This window comes from Rhodanobacter sp. Soil_C_14 (assembly GCF_057657335.1).
Genome location: NZ_JBDGIQ010000001.1, coordinates 123,189 through 141,736, shown reverse-complemented (window position 1 = coordinate 141,736; position 18,548 = coordinate 123,189). Strand labels below are relative to the sequence as shown.

Annotated in this window: 15 protein-coding genes and 3 tRNA genes; 15 read left to right on the top strand and 3 right to left on the bottom strand. The window is 65.4% G+C overall.

The window, feature by feature from the left end; genetic code table 11:
- Positions 1-36: 36 nt before the first annotated feature.
- Complete coding sequence (locus AC3A56_RS00615; protein WP_204111157.1) at positions 37-1,026, bottom strand: LysR substrate-binding domain-containing protein; 990 nt, start codon at positions 1,024-1,026, stop codon at positions 37-39.
- 307 nt (positions 1,027-1,333) lie between these two features.
- On the opposite strand from AC3A56_RS00615, the gene cysG reads away from it, so the two are divergent.
- The 12 genes from cysG to AC3A56_RS00555 all read left to right on the top strand — a co-directional run bounded on the left by cysG (position 1,334) and on the right by AC3A56_RS00555 (position 13,914).
- Positions 1,334-2,803 (top strand): siroheme synthase CysG, encoded by a 1,470-nt coding sequence (gene cysG / locus AC3A56_RS00610; RefSeq protein ID WP_487768993.1) that lies wholly within the window; start codon positions 1,334-1,336, stop codon positions 2,801-2,803.
- A gap of 60 nt (positions 2,804-2,863) precedes the next feature.
- Entirely contained in the window at positions 2,864-3,805 is a 942-nt protein-coding gene (cysK, locus tag AC3A56_RS00605) for a cysteine synthase A (protein WP_487768992.1), read from the top strand.
- Between the two features lie 167 nt (positions 3,806-3,972).
- The gene (gstA, locus tag AC3A56_RS00600; protein WP_487768991.1) at positions 3,973-4,590 is read left to right on the top strand and encodes a glutathione transferase GstA; all 618 of its coding nucleotides are present in this window, start codon (positions 3,973-3,975) and stop codon (positions 4,588-4,590) included.
- Positions 4,591-4,883: 293 nt separating this feature from the next.
- A tRNA-Leu gene (locus AC3A56_RS00595) sits at positions 4,884-4,968 on the top strand.
- Between the two features lie 90 nt (positions 4,969-5,058).
- Positions 5,059-6,351, top strand: coding sequence for a trigger factor (gene tig / locus AC3A56_RS00590; protein ID WP_487768990.1), 1,293 nt, complete (start codon positions 5,059-5,061; stop codon positions 6,349-6,351).
- Between the two features lie 62 nt (positions 6,352-6,413).
- On the top strand, positions 6,414-7,043 hold the full coding sequence (clpP, locus tag AC3A56_RS00585; RefSeq protein ID WP_007805278.1) for an ATP-dependent Clp endopeptidase proteolytic subunit ClpP: 630 nt from the start codon (positions 6,414-6,416) through the stop codon (positions 7,041-7,043).
- Between the two features lie 109 nt (positions 7,044-7,152).
- On the top strand, positions 7,153-8,445 hold the full coding sequence (clpX, locus tag AC3A56_RS00580; RefSeq protein WP_007805279.1) for an ATP-dependent Clp protease ATP-binding subunit ClpX: 1,293 nt from the start codon (positions 7,153-7,155) through the stop codon (positions 8,443-8,445).
- Positions 8,446-8,614: 169 nt separating this feature from the next.
- Positions 8,615-11,086 (top strand): endopeptidase La, encoded by a 2,472-nt coding sequence (lon, locus tag AC3A56_RS00575; RefSeq protein ID WP_056718879.1) that lies wholly within the window; start codon positions 8,615-8,617, stop codon positions 11,084-11,086.
- Between the two features lie 333 nt (positions 11,087-11,419).
- Complete coding sequence (locus tag AC3A56_RS00570; protein ID WP_007511239.1) at positions 11,420-11,692, top strand: HU family DNA-binding protein; 273 nt, start codon at positions 11,420-11,422, stop codon at positions 11,690-11,692.
- A 19-nt stretch (positions 11,693-11,711) separates the two neighbouring features.
- A tRNA-Val gene (locus AC3A56_RS00565) sits at positions 11,712-11,786 on the top strand.
- Positions 11,787-11,796: 10 nt separating this feature from the next.
- Positions 11,797-11,873, top strand: a tRNA-Asp gene (locus AC3A56_RS00560).
- Between the two features lie 139 nt (positions 11,874-12,012).
- Positions 12,013-13,914 carry a SurA N-terminal domain-containing protein gene (locus AC3A56_RS00555; protein WP_056718881.1) on the top strand — a complete coding sequence of 634 codons (1,902 nt, stop codon included), beginning with the start codon at positions 12,013-12,015 and terminating at the stop codon, positions 13,912-13,914.
- A gap of 105 nt (positions 13,915-14,019) precedes the next feature.
- Here the strand turns inward: AC3A56_RS00555 and AC3A56_RS00550 are convergent, their stop codons facing one another.
- The gene (locus AC3A56_RS00550) at positions 14,020-15,015 is read right to left on the bottom strand and encodes a transglycosylase SLT domain-containing protein (protein ID WP_056765978.1); all 996 of its coding nucleotides are present in this window, start codon (positions 15,013-15,015) and stop codon (positions 14,020-14,022) included.
- A gap of 200 nt (positions 15,016-15,215) precedes the next feature.
- Positions 15,216-15,980 (bottom strand): hydroxyacylglutathione hydrolase, encoded by a 765-nt coding sequence (gene gloB, locus AC3A56_RS00545; RefSeq protein ID WP_487768989.1) that lies wholly within the window; start codon positions 15,978-15,980, stop codon positions 15,216-15,218.
- Positions 15,981-16,229: 249 nt separating this feature from the next.
- Here gloB and AC3A56_RS00540 point away from each other — a divergent pair, with 249 nt between their 5' ends.
- Genes AC3A56_RS00540 through dnaQ form a run of 3 tightly spaced genes read left to right on the top strand, consistent with a single transcriptional unit; the run spans position 16,230 to position 18,086 of the window.
- Positions 16,230-16,949 carry a class I SAM-dependent methyltransferase gene (locus AC3A56_RS00540; RefSeq protein WP_487768988.1) on the top strand — a complete coding sequence of 240 codons (720 nt, stop codon included), beginning with the start codon at positions 16,230-16,232 and terminating at the stop codon, positions 16,947-16,949.
- Positions 16,942-17,385 carry a ribonuclease HI gene (rnhA, locus tag AC3A56_RS00535; protein ID WP_204111167.1) on the top strand — a complete coding sequence of 148 codons (444 nt, stop codon included), beginning with the start codon at positions 16,942-16,944 and terminating at the stop codon, positions 17,383-17,385. Before AC3A56_RS00540 ends, rnhA begins: the two co-directional genes overlap by 8 nt.
- Positions 17,382-18,086: a DNA polymerase III subunit epsilon gene (dnaQ, locus tag AC3A56_RS00530; RefSeq protein ID WP_056718890.1), complete on the top strand. Its 705-nt coding sequence runs from the start codon at positions 17,382-17,384 to the stop codon at positions 18,084-18,086. Before rnhA ends, dnaQ begins: the two co-directional genes overlap by 4 nt.
- Positions 18,087-18,548: the final 462 nt, after the last annotated feature.

Sequence of the window (18,548 nt, the reverse complement as noted above, 5' to 3'; positions counted from 1 at the left end):
ACGTCTTGCGGGGCGGGCGCCGCCCGCCGGCCAGGCTCAGGCGGCGAGCGCGGCCTGCCGGCGCTCCCGCCAGTGCGGCACTCCGGTCCATTCGCCGGCGGCGGTGTCGCCGGCCAGCACCCGCGCCACGTCGCGGCGGTCGAGATGCGGCGCGAACTGCGTGACGAACTCCAGCACGTACTCGCGCAGCACGCTCTCGCGACGCAGCACGATCCAGGTCGTGCATTGCGGAAACAGGTGATCGGCCGGCAGCACGGCCAGGTCGGTGTCGGCCGGCAGCATCGCCATCTCGGCCAGCACGCCGATGCCGAGCCCGGTGCGCACGTAGGTCTTGATCAGGTCGGCATCGCCGGCGGTCATCGCGACATGCGGCTGCAGCTGGCGCGCCTCGAACGCGCGGCGCAGGGAGGAGTCGGCCTTGACGGAAGAGTCGTAGCTGACTAGTGGGAGTTTCGCCAGGGCGTCCAGCGAAGGCGGCTGGCCGCTGGTGGCCAGCGGATGCTCCCGCGGCGCAAGGATCACCCGATGCCAGCGATAGGCCGGCAGCGCGATGCCGCTGCCGGGCGGCGCGCCGGCCGTGCTGATCACCGCCAGATCGACCCGGCCTGCTTCCAGTTGCGCCAGCACCTCGCTGTCGCGGCCCGGCTGCAGGTGCACGCTGACTCGCGGATAGCTCTGGCTGAGCATGCCGATCGCGGCGGGCAGGGCGAAGCGGGCCTGGGTGTGGGTGGTGGCGATGCGCAGCTCGCCGTGCGCCTCGTTGCGCAGGTTGGCGGCGATCGAGCGGATGTTGGCCGCTTCGGCCAGGATCGTGCGCGCCCGCTCCAGCACCTGCCGGCCGGCATGGGTCACCGTGTCCAGGCTCTTGCCCTTGCGCACGAACAGCTGGAAACCCAGTTCGTCCTCAAGTTGCCGCAGTTGCTTGCTCAGGCCGGGCTGGGTGGCGTGCACGCGTTCCGCGGCCAGGGTGATGTTCAGGCCGGAGTCGGCGATGGCTACCAGGTAGCGCAGTTGGGTCAGGGTCATGGCGAAGTTCTCGTGTACGGTCGGGATCGTGGAGGCGAGGCGCGAACGAAACACGGATACATCGCGTGGCAGCCGGCTTGGTCGGGGCGGGCACAAGGCCGCAGGCCGCCACCGGGGACGGGGCTTCAGGGGATGCGTGGCCTGGACGTGATTTCATGATCAGACGTCTATACGTCCATTTGATGGATTGGTCAAGTTTTCGGCAACATGCCGTGGCGGCATATGCGCGGTGGCGCAAATCATTTGTCGTCGCCGCCGACGCCCGGATAGCGTGATCGCATCGCCATACCTGCACCGGACGCATCGCATGAAGTTGTATCCCCTGTTCGCCGATCTGTCCCGCCGCGCCGTGCTGGTGGTCGGCGGTGGCCCGGTGGCCGAACGCAAGGTGGCGGCCTTGCTCGGCGCGCAGGCGCAGGTCACGGTGAATGCGCCCACGCTGACGCCGCAGCTGCGGCGGTGGGTGGCCGATGGCCGCGTGGCCCACCGCCACGAATCGTTCCGCGAAAGCTGGCTGGATCGGGTCTGGCTGGTGGTGGCGGCGACCTCGGATGTCGAGCTGAACCGCCTGATCGCGACCTTTGCCGAGTTGCGTCGGATCTTCGTCAACGTGGTGGACGACGCAGCCCTGTCGAGTTTTCACGTGCCGGCCGTGGTCGACCGGTCGCCGCTGACCATCGCCATCTCCAGCGGCGGCGAGGCGCCGATGCTGGCCCGGCTGGTGCGCGAGCGGCTGGAGGGCTTGCTGGATCACTCGCTGGGCGCGCTGGCCACGCTGGCGGCCGGCCTGCGCAAGCGCATCCGGGCACGGCATCCGGACATGGCTGCGCGCCGGCGCTTCTACGAGAACCTGTTCACCGGTCCGGTGGCGGGCCTGCTGCGGCAGGGCCGGCCGGAAGCCGCCCGCCAGGCGGTGGAAGCGACGATGCTCGCGCCGCCGGAGGCCCCGACCGGTTCGGTGGTGCTGGTGGGCGCCGGTCCCGGCGATCCGGGCCTGCTGACCTTGCGGGCGCTGCGCGCGCTGAACGAGGCGGACGTGATCCTGCACGATCGGCTGGTCAGCGCCGAGGTGCTGGAACTGGCCCGGCGCGACGCCGAACGGATCGAGGTCGGCAAGCAGGCAGGCCGCCATCACACCAGCCAGGACGCCATCCACGACCTGCTGCTGCAGCACGCGCGGGCGGGGCGGCGGGTGGTGCGGCTGAAGGGCGGCGACCCCTTCGTGTTCGGTCGCGGCGGCGAGGAACTGGAATTCCTGCGCGCTCACGCCATTCCCTATGAAGTCGTGCCCGGCATCACCGCCGCCGTGGCCTGCGCGGCTTATGCGGGCGTGCCGTTGACCCACCGCCATCACGCCCAATCGGTGCGCCTGGTCACCGCGCATGGCCAGTCGCCGGACCAGTCGCCGGACTGGGCGCTGCTGGCCCAGGAACGGCAGACCCTGGCGGTGTACATGGGCGTGGCCGAACTGGGCGCGCTGCAGGCGGGCCTGCTCGCCCACGGCCGGGCGCCGACCACGCCGTTCGCGCTGATCGAGAATGGCTCGCGCCCGGAGCAGCGCGTGGTCACCGGCACCCTGGCCAACCTGGTCGAGCGTGCGACGTTCCATGCGGTGCGCTCGCCGGCCTTGCTGATCGTGGGCGAAGTGGCCGCGCTGGCGCCTTCGCTGGCCTGGTTCGGCCAGCCGCCACTGGGAGCCACGGTGCATGCCCTCCGCACGCAGGAGCGCCCGTCGGCGGCGCCCGACGTGCTGGCCGCGCTGCATCGCGCCGGATGAACATTTTTGCCGCGACGGGCGCATGATGCCCGTCGACTTTCCTGCCTTAGGAGTCTTGCCATGATCCACAACAGCATTCTCGACACCATCGGCAACACGCCGATCGTCCGCCTCCACCGACTGGCGCCAAAACACGTCGAACTCTATGTGAAGGTGGAGGCCTTCAATCCGGCCGGGTCGGTCAAGGATCGACTGGCGCTGGCGATCATCCTGGACGCCGAGCAGCGCGGCGTGCTGAAGCCGGGGCAGACCGTGGTCGAGGCCACTTCGGGCAATACCGGCGTGGCACTGGCCGCGATCTGCGCGGCCCGTGGCTATCCGTTCGTGGCGGTGATGGCCGAGACGTTCTCGATCGAGCGGCGCAAGCTGATCCGCGCCTACGGCGGCAAGGTGGTGCTGACGCCTGCGGCTGCACGGGGCACCGGCATGGTCGACAAGGCACTGGAACTGGCGAAGAAGCATGGCTGGTTCTTCACCAACCAGTTCGAGAACCCGGCCAACCCGGCCTACCACCGGCAGACCACGGCGCCGGAAATCCTGCGTGACTTCGCCGGGCGCCGGCTGGACTACTTCGTCAGCGGCTGGGGTACCGGCGGCACGCTGACCGGTGTGGGCGAGGTGCTGAAAGTGGCACGACCAAACGTGCAGGTGGTCGCCACCGAGCCCACCGTGGCTGCCCTGCTGTCTGGCAAGGAATGGCAGCCGCACAAGATCCAGGGCTGGACCCCGGACTTCGTGCCGGCGGTGCTGAATCCGAAGGTGGTGGATCGCATCGTGCTGATCGACGACGTGCTGGCACGCGACACCTCCCGCGAGCTGGCCCAGCGCGAAGGCATCTTTGCCGGCATTTCCTCGGGCGCCACGCTGGCCGCTGCGCTGGAAGTGGCGAAGGGTGCGCCGGAAGGTTCGGTGCTGCTGGCGATGCTGCCCGATACCGGCGAACGCTACCTGTCGACCTTCCTGTTCGAAGGCGTCAACGAGGGTTCGGACGAGGTCGAGTGATCGGCGGCTGAATTACCCGGGACAGCAGGTTCCATGGCGCGGTGATGCCGCGTGCGGGACTGGCCGGCGGTGACGTCGTATCCAGTGGCAACCATGGCGACTAACATGAAGGTTCGTCGCGCGCTCGCTACCCGCGACGCCCCTCGTGTCCCCCATGGAGAAACCGGATGAAGCTGTATTACATGCCTGGCGCCTGCTCGCTCTCGCCGCACATCGTGGCGCTGGAAGCCGGCCTGCCATTGCAACTGGTCAAGGTCGACGGCAAGACCAAGCGCACCGAGAGCGGCGACGACTTCCTGCAGGTCAACCCGAAAGGCTACGTGCCGACGCTGCAGCTGGACGGCGGCGAAGTGCTGACCGAAGGTCCGGCGATCGTGCAGTATCTGGCCGACCAGAACCCGGCCAGCGGGCTGGCGCCGGCCAACGGCACGCTGCCGCGCTACCACCTGCAGGAGATGCTCGGCTACATCAACTCCGAGCTGCACAAGACCTACAGCCCGCTGTTCAACCCGGCCACGCCGGAGCCGGCGCGGCAGGAGCGCAAGGACTATCTGCGCAAACGTTATGCAACGCTCGATGCCACGCTGGCGAAGCAGGAGTGGCTGCTGGGCGGGCAATTCACCGCCGCCGACGCCTATCTGTTCACCGTCACCAACTGGGCGAAGCACGTGGACCTGGACCTGTCGGAATTCAGGTCGCTGGCCGCATTCCAGCAACGCGTGGCGGCGCGGCCGATGGTGCAGGCGGCGATGGAAGCCGAGGGTCTGCTCAGGAAGTCGGCGTAACCGGGCCACATCCGCAAGGGCCGGCGCCGCGAGGTGCCGGCGTTTTGCATGCGGCAGGTGTCCATGCGCGGCGAATCCGGCGATCGCCGGGCGCCTGCCGGCGGGTAGCGCCAATTGCCGGCGATGGCTTGTGCTACCGCACGGCGCAACCGTAAAATGGTCCGCTTTCGTATAAGGTAATCATCGACTTAGGCGATCACGCCGGTTGATCTGGGGGCGACGGCGGGCCGCGCAGGCGGCTCGCATTGGCTTTGCATATCAGTTGGTTAGGGTCGTTTGACGAGGGTGGCAAGGCGAGAGTGGCGGAATTGGTAGACGCACCAGATTTAGGTTCTGGCGGTTAACCCCGTGGGGGTTCGAGTCCCCCCTTTCGCACCATGCCCCGTTGATTTCCCTTGATTTCCGGGCGACACAGCCGCCATGGCGCCGGTGCGGGCCCACAACATTCAGGTAGTACCAGGAGACGTCATGCAGGTTTCGGTTGAGAACATCGGCTCGCTCGAGCGCAAGCTCACGGTGAAATTTCCGGCGGAGCGGTTTGAGACGCAGGTCAGCGCACGCATCGCGGAAATGGGTCGCACGGTTCGCCTGAAGGGCTTCCGTCCGGGCAAGGTGCCCACCACGGTGATCAAGCAGCGTTTCGGCGACCAGGTTCGCGGCGAGGTTCTGTCCGACCTGATCGGCAGCACGCTGCGTGAAGCCGTGCAGCAGGAAAAGCTGCAGCCGATCGCGAACCCGTCGATCGACACCACGGGCAAGCCGGAAAACGGCGAGATCGCCTACACCGCCACCTTCGAGATCATGCCGGAGTTCCCCCAGGTCGACGTGGCCGCGCTCGAGATCAAGCGCCCCGTGGCCGAGGTCAGCGACGCGGACATCGACAAGATGCTGGAGACCCTGCGCCAGCAGCGTCGCAGCTTCGACGAAGTCGAGCGCGCCTCGGCCGATGGCGACTTCGTGATGTTCGAATATTCCGCCAGCGCGGACGACTACCGTTTCCCCGCCGAAGGCCAGGAACGCGCCGGCAGCGTGCTCGGTTCGGGCACCCTGTTCAAGGCACTGGACGAAGCGCTGACCGGCCGCAAGAGCGGTGAAAGCTTCGAGACCGACGTGCTGTTTCCGGAAGATTTCCGCAACGATCAGCTGGCCGGGAAGAATGCGAAGGTCAGCTTCAGCATCATCAAGGTGCAGGAACCGAAGCTGCCCGAGATCGACGCCGAATTCGCCAAGCTGTTCGGCATTGCCGACGGCGATCTGGAAACCTTCCGCAAGGAAGTGCGGGCCAACCTGGAGCGCGAACTGAAGGCCGCGCTGATGGGCCGCCTGAAATCCGAAGTGGCCGAGAAGCTGGCGGTGACCCACGCCGAGCTGGATGTGCCGAAGCTGATGGTGCAGTCCGAGGCGCGCAACATGGCCGCCGGCAGCGTGCCCCAGGGCCAGCAGCCGCCGCCGCAGCTGATCGAGGCCGCCATGCCGGTGGCTCGCCAGCGGGTGATCGCCGGTCTGCTGATGGGCGAAATCGCCCGCAAGCAGGAGATCAAGATCGATCGCAAGCGCGTGGCCGAGCAGCTGGCCGCGATTGCCTCGACCTATGAAGAACCGGAAAAGGTCATTGAACTGTACAACGGCGACCCCCAGTTGATGTCCGGGCTGCAGAATCGCGTGATGGAAGATCAGGTGGCGGAGTGGGTGGCGGAACACGCCACGACCACCCAGCTGGATCTCACGTTCGACGAGGTGATGCGTCCAGTCAGCGCCTGAGCAACCAGGCTGGAAAACCGGCCCGGGCAACCACCCGGGCTCATCAACGGAGAGCTGCAGACATGGCCATGGATACTATCCAGAACCTCAATTTGGTCCCGATGGTCGTCGAGCAGACCGCTCGCGGCGAGCGCTCCTACGACATCTATTCGCGCCTGCTGAAAGAGCGCGTGATCTTCCTGGTGGGCGAGGTCAACGACCAGGTCGCGAACCTGATCGTGGCGCAGATGCTGTTCCTGGAGTCGGAAAATCCGGACAAGGACATCAATTTCTACATCAACAGCCCCGGCGGTGCCGTCACCGCCGGTCTGGCGATCTACGACACCATGCAGTTCATCAAGCCGAACGTCAGCACGATGTGCATCGGCCAGGCCTGCAGCATGGGTTCGTTCCTGCTGATGGCCGGCGCCAAGGGCAAGCGTTTCGCGCTGCCGAACTCGCGCATCATGATCCATCAGCCCTCCGGCGGCGCGCAGGGCCAGGCCACCGACATCGAGATCCAGGCCCGCGAGATCCTTTACATCCGCGAGCGCCTGAACAAGTTGTACGTCGAACACACCGGCCAGCCGCTCGAGAAGATCGAGCTGGACATGGAGCGCGATCGCTTCATGAACGCGGTGGACGCGAAGGCGTATGGCCTGATCGACGAGGTGCTCGACAAGCGCGCTGGCGAAACGGTGAAATCGGCCTGAGTTCCGGTTTCCACACCACGGTCACGAGAGGGGCTCCGCGTCTGCAGGCAGACGCGGAGCCCTGTGTTATTCTCGCGGCGCATCCAGATTTACCAGCGGGACCGAGAGTATGAGTGACGACCGTCAGGGGCGATCCAGCGACAGCGGCAAGATTCTCTATTGCTCTTTCTGTGGCAAGAGCCAGCATGAAGTGCGCAAGCTGATCGCGGGCCCGTCCGTGTTCATCTGCGACGAATGCGTCGAGCTCTGCAACGACATCATCCGCGAGGAACTGGAGGAGAAGGCCGCTTCGGGCCGGACCCAGTTGCCGAAGCCGCGCGAGATCCGCGAATCGCTGGATCAGTACGTGGTCGGCCAGAGCCGCGCCAAGAAGGCGCTCGCCGTTGCGGTGTACAACCATTACAAGCGGATCGAATCGCGCCAGAAGAGCGACGACATCGAACTGGGCAAGTCCAACATCCTGCTGATCGGGCCGACCGGCTCGGGCAAGACGCTGCTGGCCGAAACGCTGGCGCGCCTGCTCAACGTGCCGTTCACGATCGCCGACGCGACCACGCTGACCGAAGCCGGCTACGTGGGCGAGGATGTCGAGAACATCATCCAGAAGCTGTTGCAGAAGTGCGACTACGACGTCGAGAAGGCGCAGTCGGGCATCGTCTACATCGACGAGATCGACAAGATTTCGCGCAAGAGCGAGAACCCGTCGATCACCCGCGACGTTTCCGGCGAAGGCGTGCAGCAGGCACTGCTGAAGCTGATCGAGGGCACCCTGGCCTCGGTGCCGCCGCAGGGCGGTCGCAAGCATCCGCAGCAGGAATTCCTGCAGGTCGACACCAAGAACATCCTGTTCATCTGCGGTGGCGCGTTCTCCGGCCTGGACAAGGTCATCCAGCAGCGCTCCGAGACCACCGGCATCGGCTTTTCCGCCGAAGTGCGCTCCAAGGAGCGCACCGAGAACCTCGGCAAGGTGCTGGCCGAAGTCGAGCCGGCCGATCTGGTGCGCTTCGGCCTGATCCCGGAGTTCGTCGGACGCCTGCCCGTGGTGGCCACGCTGGACGAGCTGGACGAAGCGGCGCTGGTGAAGATCCTCACCGAGCCGAAGAACGCGGTGACCAAGCAGTTCAGGAAGCTGTTCGAGATGGAAGAGGTGGAGCTTGAGTTCCGCCCCGAAGCATTGCAGGCCATTGCCCGCAAGGCGCTCAAGCGCAAGACCGGCGCCCGCGGCCTGCGCACCATCCTGGAGCAGGTGTTGCTGGACACGATGTACGAGCTGCCCTCGCTGGAACACGTCAGCAAGGTGGTGGTGGACGACGCCGTGATCGAAGGGCAGGCCGAGCCCTACCTGATCTACCGCGGCAACCTGCAGCAGCGCGTGGCGGGCGAGGGCGGCGACGCCGCCTGATTCTTCGCGCCCCTGCATCGACGACGGCTCCGGTGGATATTCCCGGAGCCGTTTCTTTTTCGGCCGACCGCCGACCTTGACTAGGTTGGCCGTCGCCTCCACTTGACGAGTTGGGATGCCCGGCGCAGTGTCGGGTTGAACGCACAATCGACCGAGGGACCCCTCTTTCATGGCCAAGAACGCCCCCCTTCCTGCTGCGCTGGACGCTCTGCCGGTATTGCCGTTGCGTGATGTCGTGGTTTACCCGCACATGGTGATCCCGCTGTTTGTCGGTCGCGACAAATCCATGCGTGCGCTGGAGCGCGCCATGGAGGGCGAGCGGCAGATCCTGCTGGTTGCGCAGAAGAGCCCGGACATCGACGATCCGGAAATTTCCGACCTGCACCAGATCGGTACGCTGGCCGGCGTGCTGCAACTGCTGAAGCTGCCCGATGGCACGGTGAAGGTGCTGGTCGAAGGCCAGTCGCGCGTGTCGGTCGAGGACTTCAAGGAACGGGACGGCATGCTGACCGCGCGTTCGCGCGTGATCGAGCCGGTCTACAACGCGAAGGAGCGCGAGCTCGACGTGGTTTCGCGCACGCTGATCTCGCTGTTCGAGCAACTGGTCAAGCAAAGCCGCAAGTTGCCGCCGGAAGTGCTGGCCAGCCTGTCCGGCGTCGACGATCCCTCGCGGGTCGCCGATTCCATCGCCGCGCACCTGTCCGTGCGCATGGCGGACAAGCAGAAGGTGCTGGAGACCGCGGACGTCGGTCAGCGGCTGGAGCTGCTGATCGGCCTGGTCGACGGCGAGATGGACCTGCAGCAGGTGGAAAAGCGCATCCGCGGCCGCGTGAAGTCGCAGATGGAGAAGAGCCAGCGCGAGTACTACCTCAACGAGCAGATGAAGGCGATCCAGAAGGAGCTGGGCGACAGCGAGGATGGCCCCAACGAAGTCGAGGAACTGCAGAAGAAGATCGAGGGCTCGGGCATGCCCAAGCCGGTGCTGGCCAAGGCGCGGCAGGAGTTCAACAAGCTCAAGCAGATGTCGCCGATGTCGGCCGAGGCCACCGTGGTGCGCAACTACCTCGACTGGCTGGTCGGCGTGCCGTGGAAGAAGCGCAGCAAGGTGCGCAAGGACCTGCAGCTGGCCCAGGAAGTGCTGGATGCCGATCACTTCGGCCTGGAGAAGGTCAAGGAACGGATCCTCGAATATCTCGCCGTGCAGCAGCGCGTGTCGGTCATGAAGGGGCCGATCCTGTGCCTGGTCGGACCGCCGGGCGTGGGCAAGACGTCGCTGGGCCAGTCGATCGCCAAGGCCACCAACCGGAAGTTCGTCCGCATGAGCCTGGGCGGCGTGCGTGACGAGGCCGAGATCCGCGGGCATCGGCGCACCTATATCGGCTCGATGCCCGGCCGCATCGTGCAGAACATCAACAAGGTCGGCGCGAAGAACCCGCTGTTCGTGCTGGACGAGATCGACAAGATGTCGATGGATTTCCGTGGCGATCCGTCCTCGGCGCTGCTCGAGGTGCTCGACCCGGAACAGAACCACGCGTTCAACGATCACTATCTCGAAGTGGACCTGGACCTGTCCGAGGTGATGTGGATCGCCACCGCCAATTCGCTGAACATTCCAGGTCCCCTGCTGGATCGCATGGAGGTCATTCGCATTCCCGGTTATACCGAGGACGAGAAGCTCGGCATCGCGCAGAAGTACCTGCTGGCCAAGCAGTTGAAGGCGAACGGCCTGAAGCCCGAGGAACTCAGCGTCACCGAGGAAGCGCTGCGCGACATCGTGCGCTACTACACGCGCGAGTCGGGCGTGCGCAACCTGGAGCGTGAGGTTTCCAAGATCTGCCGCAAGGTGGTCAAGGAACTGACCTTGGGGCAGGTCAGGAAAGCCAAGGGCAAGCCTGCGGCCAAGACCGCCAAGGGCAAGGCTAAGGCTGCTCCGGACAAGGTCAAGGTGACATCGGAAAACCTCGACCACTACCTGGGCGTGCGCCGGTTCGATTTCGGTCGCAAGGAATTGCAGAACGAGGTGGGGCTGGTCACCGGCCTGGCCTGGACCCAGGTCGGTGGCGAGCTGCTCAGCATCGAAGCCTCGGTGGTGGCGGGCAAGGGCCGGCTGGTGCACACCGGCCAGCTCGGCGACGTCATGAAGGAGTCGATCCAGGCCGCCTTGTCCGTGGTGCGCGCCCGCGCCGACCAGCTCGGCATCGACCCGGAGTTCCACCAGAAGCTCGACGTGCACATCCACGTGCCGGAAGGCGCCACGCCAAAGGACGGTCCTAGCGCTGGCATCGCGATGTGCACGGCTTTGGTGTCGGTGTTGACCCGGGTGCCGGTACGCTCCGAAGTCGCGATGACCGGCGAGATCACCTTGCGTGGTCGGGTGCTGCCGATCGGCGGGCTGAAGGAGAAGCTGCTCGCGGCGCACCGTGGCGGCATCACCACGGTGATCATCCCCGAGGACAACAAGAAGGATCTTGCCGACATGCCGGCCAACATCACCTCGTCCATGCAGATCCATCCGGTGCGCTGGATCGACGAGGTGCTGGACATCGCGCTGGAGCGCCCGTTGCAGCCAAGCACGGCAAAGGCTGATGCTCCCGCAGCCGTTTCCGGTGATTCGACGGAAGCCCATTCGCTGACCCACTAGGTTTCGGCGTCGGCCAAGTTGAGGAACGCCACGCTCGCGCGTGGCGTTCTTTTGCGTGTTCGTCACCGTTCGGCGAAGTTCGCCCTAGTCGTTCGGTACTTGTTTTGCAAGCGGATCGACAACGGCCAGATCTGGCGAAAACGTTGCTGTGGCTTGTGTTGCGCCTTCCTGCAACGCACTGGTATAAAGGCGCTACCGCAGTCCCGGCGTTGTTCATCAGCGCAGCGATGCGGGGTTGCGTCATGGCATCCTGCGAGCCAACCATCCATGCCGGTGCTGTCGGGTTCTCCGGAACGACCGCGCCGACGAAATCCGAACGAGGGAGTTTTCTCAATGAATAAAACTGATCTGATCAATGCCATTGCCGAGAAGGCCGAGTTGACCAAGGCCGACGCTGGCCGCGCTCTGGAAGCCTTTTTCGAGACCGTGCAAAAGTCGTTGAAGAAGGGTGAGGACGTTTCGGTTGTCGGCTTTGGCACGTTCACCGTGCGCAAGCGCGCTGCCCGCACCGGCCGCAACCCGCGGACCAACGAAGCGATCAAGATCAAGGCGTCGAAAGTGCCCGCGTTCAAGGCTGGCAAGACCTTGAAGGATGCCCTAAACTAAGCGGCTGACGCTTGGTTTCGGGTGCTTAGCTCAGCGGTAGAGCGTCGCCCTTACAAGGCGGTGGTCGTAGGTTCGATCCCTACAGCACCCACCAGAAAAAATGCGGAGTGGTAGTTCAGTTGGTTAGAATGCTGGCCTGTCACGCCGGAGGTCGCGGGTTCGAGTCCCGTCCACTCCGCCACAGTTCGCAAGGGCGCCCGTGTGGCGCCCTTGTCATTTGAGCGGTTCGTTCGCGTCCGGCAATATCGGGCGGCGCGGGCCGGTTTGCTGACCTGAGCCATGCGCGTCATGCGCTTTCACCATCTTGCGGGAAGATTTCGATGCTGCAGGCAATGCGTAACAAGATGCATGGATGGCCGTCCATCATCCTTCTGGGGGTTTGCGTCTTTGCGATGTCGCTGTTCGGCATGGAGAGTTACTTCATGTCGCACGACGAAGCCTACGTGGCCAAGGTCGGCAAGCACGAGATCGACCAGCGCGCGTTCCAGGACCGCGTGAACCAGGTGCGTCAGCAGCAGGTCGCCCAGCAGGGCGAGCAATTCGATTCCAGCTCGTTCGAGAAGCCCGAGACCAAGTTGCGCATCCTCGACGGCATGGTCGACGAACAGCTGTTGCAGCAGGCCAATGAGGATTGGGGGCTGCGGGTATCCGACCTGGCGATGCGCGACTACATCGCTTCCATTCCTGCGTTCCAGGTCAACGGCAAGTTCGACGGAACCAGCTATCAGGCCTGGCTGACCAGCCAGTACAAGACGCCGGAAATGTTCGAGCGGGAAATTCGTTCGTCACTGGCGATCCAGTTGCTGCCCTCGGCGATCAACGCCAGCACCATCGTCAGCGATGCCCGCCTCGACCAGTTCCTGAAACTGCAGGCCCAGCGACGTGACCTGCGTTACTTCGTGTTGCAGCGCCCGACGCTGGAAAACAGCACGGTGAGCGACGCCGAGATCGAGGCCTGGTACAAGTCGCATCAGGCCGACTACATGAAGCCCGAGACGGTCTCGGTGAAGTACATCGAAGTGGTCGGTGCCGACCTGCCTCTGATCGCGGAGCCCAGCGATGAGGATCTGCGCAAGCGCTATGCCAGCGAGAAGCAGCGTTTCGTGCAGCCGGAACAGCGCCTGGTTTCCCATATCCTGATCAACGTGCCGGCCAACGCCACGCCGGAGCAGCAGAAGGAAGCGCTGGCCAAGGCCGACAAGATCGCCGCGGAGGCGACCCCCGCCGATTTTGCCAAGCTGGCCCAGCAGGATTCGCAGGATCTGGGTTCGCGCCGTCTGGGTGGTGATCTGGGCTGGCTCGAGAAGGGCGTCACCAACGAAGCCTTCGATTCGGCGTTGTTCGCATTGCAGAAGGGGCAGATTTCCAAGCCGGTGCTGTCGACCGACGGTTACCACATCATCTGGTTGCGCGATGTTCGCAGCGGCCAGTCGAAGCCGTTCGAGGAAGTGCGCGACCAGCTGGTCAAGGAAGCGACGGCGGCCGATCGCGACCGCAACTACAACGACGTCGCGGGCAAGATGTCCGACAACACTTACCAGAATCCCTCTTCGCTGGAGCCTGCCTCGGTGGCGCTGAAGCTGCCGATCAAGACCACGGCGCTGTTTTCGCGCCAGGGCGGCGAAGGCGTGACGGCGAATCCGAAGGTGATCGCCGCGGCCTTCAGTGACGACGTGCTGGTGCAGGGAAACAATTCGGCCCTGATCGATCTGGGCAACAACCATTCCCTGGTGTTGCATGTCGACCAGCACGTTCCGGCCGCGGCCAAGCCGCTGGCCGAAGTGCGCGCCGATGTGCAGCAGAAGATTCTCGATGAGCGCATGGCTGCGGTCGAGAAGAAGCAGGCCGACGAGGCCCTGGCGCGCCTGCACAAGGGCGAGGCGATGGATGCGGTGGCCAAGTCGCTTGGCGCGACCGTCACGACGGTGAGCGAGGCGGTTCGGCATGCCCAGGTGCCTGCGCCCCTGCTGACCCGGGCCTTCCTGATGCCGCATCCGGTGGACAACAAGCCGCAATTTGCCGCGGTCGACATGCTGGACGGCAACTATGCCCTGCTGGCGGTGGACAAGGTGCAGGACGGCGATCTGACCAAGCTGCTGCCGGAGCAGCGCGAGTCGCTGCGCCAGCAGATGGCGCAGGCTTATGGTTACGAGGCCGCCCGCGAACTGATTGACCACCTCAAGGCGAAAACCGAGATCAAGATCAACAAGCAGAGGCTGTAGGCACCGGCGGTCCTGCATCGCTTGAAAGAAAAGGACGACCTCGGTCGTCCTTTTCTTGTTCCGGCCGAGGTGGTCCCTGCCCAGGCAGGCCGGTCCGCGATGGCGTCAGTTCGGTGCGCTGATCTGCAGCGTCTGACCGGGCTTCAGCGAGTGCTTGCCGAGATGGTTCCAGCGCTTGAGCTGATCCACGCTGACCGCGTAGGTGCGGGCGATCTGCCACAGGCTGTCGCCGCGCTTGACGGTATGTATCCGGCGCTCGCTTTGGTCGCTGGTGGAGCTGATCGCCGGGGCATCGGCTGCCGTCGCCTGCAGCAGGCCGTTGTCGTCGTTGCTGTCGGCAAGCTCGGGCAGGGCGTCGCTGAACCGGCGGGCGTGTGCCGCGGGCATCATGAGGTATGAGGCGGCTGCGGTGTCGATCGTGTTGCTGCCAAACGCCCCGTTCAGTCGCTTCAGTGCGTCCAGCGTCATGCCGGCGCGATCGGCGGCCTGCGCCATCGACATCGCGTGCGGCACATCGGCCTGTACCAGATGCTGCTCGCCGGGCAAGGTCGGCAAGCTGACGTTGAAACGGTCCGGCTCGCGCACGACGCAGGCGATCGCCAGCAATTTGGTCAGGTGTTCGCGGGTCACCTTGCGCACGGGCAGCGTGGGAATGGTCGGCTGGTCGGGTGGTGCGCCATGCAGCCTGATGGCCTTGCGGATGGCGAACTCGCCCGCGTTGTAGGCATAGTCGACCGTCCGCCAGTCACCGAACTGCTTGTGATACTGCTCCAGCAGTTTCATCACGGCATTGGCCGAGGCCGGCACGTCGAGGCGGCCATCGTAGTGGCGGTCCACGCGCAGCCCCAGTGATCCGGCGGTGACCGGCATCAGTTGCCACATGCCGGCGGGCCGGTGCTTGCGCGCGGCGATCGGCCGGAAATGGCTTTCCACCCATGGCAGCAACACGAACTCGCCGGCCACGTCATAGTCTTCGGCAACTTTCTGCACGTAGACCAGGCGTGGCAACACCGCTTGCAATTGGCTCTCGAATTGCTTCGGATGGCGCGTGTATCGCCTGGCCCATCCCAGCACGGCCGGGTCGGCGTCGCAGCCCGGCATCGCAAAACTCCCGCGCAGTCGCGTCCAGACATCGGTGCCCGCCGTCTGTGCAGCGGGTGATTCGATGTCTGGTACCGGTGCCACCGGTGCAGGCACGGGGGAGGGGATTTCGACGGGTGCAGTGGTCGGCTGCAGCGGTGCGTTGGCACATGCCGCCAACAATGCGCAGAGGGCCGCCGGCAGGATTCGGATGGCCAGCTTCATGCGCGAAAATCGTCCTTGGCGCGACGCAGGGCGGCGAAACGCGCCACGCGATCTTCCCCGCTGCCTTGCTGCCGTGCCCAGTCGACGACACCGGCGGTGTCGACGCGCAGAAAGGGGTTGCAGGCCAGTTCGTTGCCCAGCGGAACCGGCAGGGTGGGACGGGAGCTTTCGCGCAGACTGGCCACGTCCCGCAGTCGCCTGGCCAGGTCCGCGTTGGCGGGCTCGACGGTCGATGCGAATCGCCCGTTCGCCGCGGTGTATTCGTGCCCGGCACAGACCAGCGTGTCGGCGGGCAGTTGCGCCAGGCGATCCAGCGAGGCAAGCATCTGCGCCGGCGTGCCCTCGAACAGGCGGCCGCAGCCCATGCTGAACAGGGTGTCGCCGCAAAACAGCAGGCCGGCTCCCACGAAGGCGATATGACTGAGGGTATGCCCCGGAACCGCGATGACGTCGAAATGGATGGATGGCGCGGTCAGCTCGATGCGATCGCCATCGACCGCCGGCTGGAAAGGCTGCCCGATATCCGGGTGGACCGGTGCGTGGACAGGCACCTCGTGACGTGCACGCAGGGCGGACATCCCGCCGATGTGGTCGGGGTGATGATGGGTGAGCAAAATGGCGCGCAGCCGCAGCCCTCGCGCCGCCAGCGCCTGTTCCACGACGGCTGCATCGCCCGGGTCGACGACGACGGCGTTCCCGTCGTCGTCATGCAACAGCCAGATGTAGTTGTCGGCCAAGGCCGGTAACGGAAGGAGATGCACGAAGGGGATCCGCTGCGTTGGGAAAGCCCCCAGGGCGCGGGGACTTGCTGTGGAACGACAGACGCGGCCATCCCGGGCGCGCTTGAGGCGGTCGACTATAAATTGACGCTACGGCGGACTCGTTAGGCTGGCGTTAAATGCCCGGTCGACCGTTCAGCTGTGTGCGGCAGTTCCGCTCGATGAGTGACCTGCTGAGTCATGGCAGCAACCGTTACACTGTGAAGAGCAATAGATGCCGGACCGGTTTGCATGCAGCATCGCGATGACGAGGTCTACTCCAGCCCACCCATGCTTCGTTTGCTGGACGAGCAAAGCCAGGCATTGAAGCCCGGGCTGCGGCGTTGTGTCGGCACGCATGGCCTGCTGCTGGATGCATCCCCACGGTATCCCCGACCGGCCTTGCCGTTGCTGGGTTGCTGGACCTCGCTGGCCGTGAGCGACGGTGGCTACGACGGCGATCTGCGCGCCAGGGCGGACGAACCGCTGCCCTTCGTCGACGATGCATTCGAGCTGGTGCTGGTGCGGCAGGCGCTGGAACTGGCATCGCATCCCGCCGCGTTGCTCGATGAACTCATTCGGGTGCTGGCGCCCGGCGGCACGCTGGCGTTGACCGGCGTGCATCCGCTGGGTTGCTGGTCGGCCTGGCTGCATTGGCGCGCCCGCGGCAGGTCGCTGGCGCTGCAGATGCCGTGGCGCCTGCGCCACCGCCTTGAGCGCGAAGGTCTGCTGGTCGAGCGGGTGCTGCGGATCGGCAGCGTCTGGCCGGGCGCCGCCGTGGCGCGGCGCAGCCCTGCCAACGTGTTCGGCGGAGGTTACCTGCTGCTGGCGCGAAAGCACCGGCGAGCGGTCACGCTGCTGCGCTCGCGCCCGCAACAGGTGCGGGTGCCGGGCAGCGGCCAGCTTTCCCCGGCGGCGCGCCGTGGCGCGTCGCTCCAGATTTTTTCAGGAACTGCAAAAGACGATGAGTGAAGTGGAAGCCTTTACCGATGGTGCTTGTCTGGGCAACCCCGGACCCGGCGGCTGGGCCGCCCTGCTGCGTGCCAAGGGCAGCGAGCGCATGGTCGCCGGCGGCGAGCCGGCCACCACCAACAACCGGATGGAATTGATGGCGGCGATTGGCGCGCTGGAGACCCTGACCCGGCCCTGCCAGGTCGTCCTGACCACCGATTCCCGTTACGTGATGCAGGGCATCGAACAATGGATGCCGAAGTGGCGTGCCAATGGCTGGCGCACCGCGGACAGGAAGCCGGTGAAGAACCAGGACCTGTGGCAACGCCTGTCCGATGCCGTCGGCGCCCATCAGGTGCGCTGGAAATGGGTGAAGGGCCACAACGGCCACGCCGAGAACGAACGGGTCGACCAGGCCGCGCGCGAGCAGGCCGAGTCGATGAAGGGCCGGGCATGAGGCAGATCGTCCTCGACACCGAAACGACCGGCCTCGAAGTCCGCCAGGGACACCGGCTGGTGGAAATCGCCTGTGTGGAAATGGTCGAGCGCCGGCTCACCGGCCGGCACTACCAGACCTACCTCAATCCGGATCGGGCCATCGACGAAGGCGCCCGCCTGGTCACCGGCATCGAGGACGAGTTCCTGCTCGACAAGCCGCGTTTCCCCGAGGTGGTGGAGGAGTTCCTGGCCTTCATCGATGGCGCCGAACTGATCATCCACAACGCCAGTTTCGACATCGGCTTTCTCGATGCCGAGCTTGCCCGGCTGGACAACGGCGCTGGCAGGATCGGCGACCGCTGCACGGTGCTGGATACGCTGGCGATGGCCCGCGAGCGCTACCCCGGCCAGCGCAACAGCCTCGATGCGTTGTGCAAGCGCCTGGGCGTCGACAACTCCCGCCGCGACCTACACGGCGGCCTGATCGACGCCCAGTTGCTGGCCGACGTCTATCTGGCGATGACATCCGGACAGGTGGCGTTCGACCTGGGTTTCGAGGGCGCCGCCGAGCAGCATGACGTGATGGTTGTGGCGCCGGTGGTGTTGCGTTCGCGGCCACAGGTCCTGTACGCATCGGAGGAAGAACTGGCCTTGCACGAGCAGAGGCTGGATGCGCTGGACAAGAGTGCGGGTGGGGTGAGTGTTTGGCGGGGAGCTTGATTGGTTGGCGAGGTAAGGGGGGTACCGGTTAACCCTGGTCGATTCTCACTGCCGTGTTACTACCGGAAAAGCAAGGCGCGTGCGAAGGACGATGCGGCGCCGCGCGGGTGGGATTGTTCGGCCCATCCTTGGGCCGAACCCCTTCGCGCTGCGCGCTACGGGGCCAGCCTGCGGCTGTCCAACAAGCTCCTGGCAAATTTGTCGACGACGAAGGCAGGATGCCGTAGTCGAACATCGGCGTAGCCGATGGCCCGCAGGGCGAGGCGCAGGATGCGCCGAGTAACCCGGGTGGGTTCTCACCTCAGCCGTCACCGCCAGAAAAGCAAAACGCCCCACGAGGGGGCGTTTTGCTTTTCTGGCGGAGAGGGTGGGATTCGAACCCACGGTACGCTTACACGTACGCCTGATTTCGAGTGCGCTATCGGGGCGACGGCAAGCCCTTGAATGGCAGGCGTCTCAGGA

Bases quoted from the DNA above. Each gene is read 5' to 3' on its own strand.
- AC3A56_RS00615 (WP_204111157.1), bottom strand. From the start codon at position 1,026: ATGACCCTGACCCAACTGCGCTACCTGGTAGCCATCGCCGACTCCGGC.
- cysG (WP_487768993.1), top strand. From the start codon at position 1,334: ATGAAGTTGTATCCCCTGTTCGCCGATCTGTCCCGCCGCGCCGTGCTG.
- cysK (WP_487768992.1), top strand. From the start codon at position 2,864: ATGATCCACAACAGCATTCTCGACACCATCGGCAACACGCCGATCGTC.
- gstA (WP_487768991.1), top strand. From the start codon at position 3,973: ATGAAGCTGTATTACATGCCTGGCGCCTGCTCGCTCTCGCCGCACATC.
- tig (WP_487768990.1), top strand. From the start codon at position 5,059: ATGCAGGTTTCGGTTGAGAACATCGGCTCGCTCGAGCGCAAGCTCACG.
- clpP (WP_007805278.1), top strand. From the start codon at position 6,414: ATGGCCATGGATACTATCCAGAACCTCAATTTGGTCCCGATGGTCGTC.
- clpX (WP_007805279.1), top strand. From the start codon at position 7,153: ATGAGTGACGACCGTCAGGGGCGATCCAGCGACAGCGGCAAGATTCTC.
- lon (WP_056718879.1), top strand. From the start codon at position 8,615: ATGGCCAAGAACGCCCCCCTTCCTGCTGCGCTGGACGCTCTGCCGGTA.
- AC3A56_RS00570 (WP_007511239.1), top strand. From the start codon at position 11,420: ATGAATAAAACTGATCTGATCAATGCCATTGCCGAGAAGGCCGAGTTG.
- AC3A56_RS00555 (WP_056718881.1), top strand. From the start codon at position 12,013: ATGCTGCAGGCAATGCGTAACAAGATGCATGGATGGCCGTCCATCATC.
- AC3A56_RS00550 (WP_056765978.1), bottom strand. From the start codon at position 15,015: ATGCCGGGCTGCGACGCCGACCCGGCCGTGCTGGGATGGGCCAGGCGA.
- AC3A56_RS00540 (WP_487768988.1), top strand. From the start codon at position 16,230: ATGCAGCATCGCGATGACGAGGTCTACTCCAGCCCACCCATGCTTCGT.
- rnhA (WP_204111167.1), top strand. From the start codon at position 16,942: ATGAGTGAAGTGGAAGCCTTTACCGATGGTGCTTGTCTGGGCAACCCC.
- dnaQ (WP_056718890.1), top strand. From the start codon at position 17,382: ATGAGGCAGATCGTCCTCGACACCGAAACGACCGGCCTCGAAGTCCGC.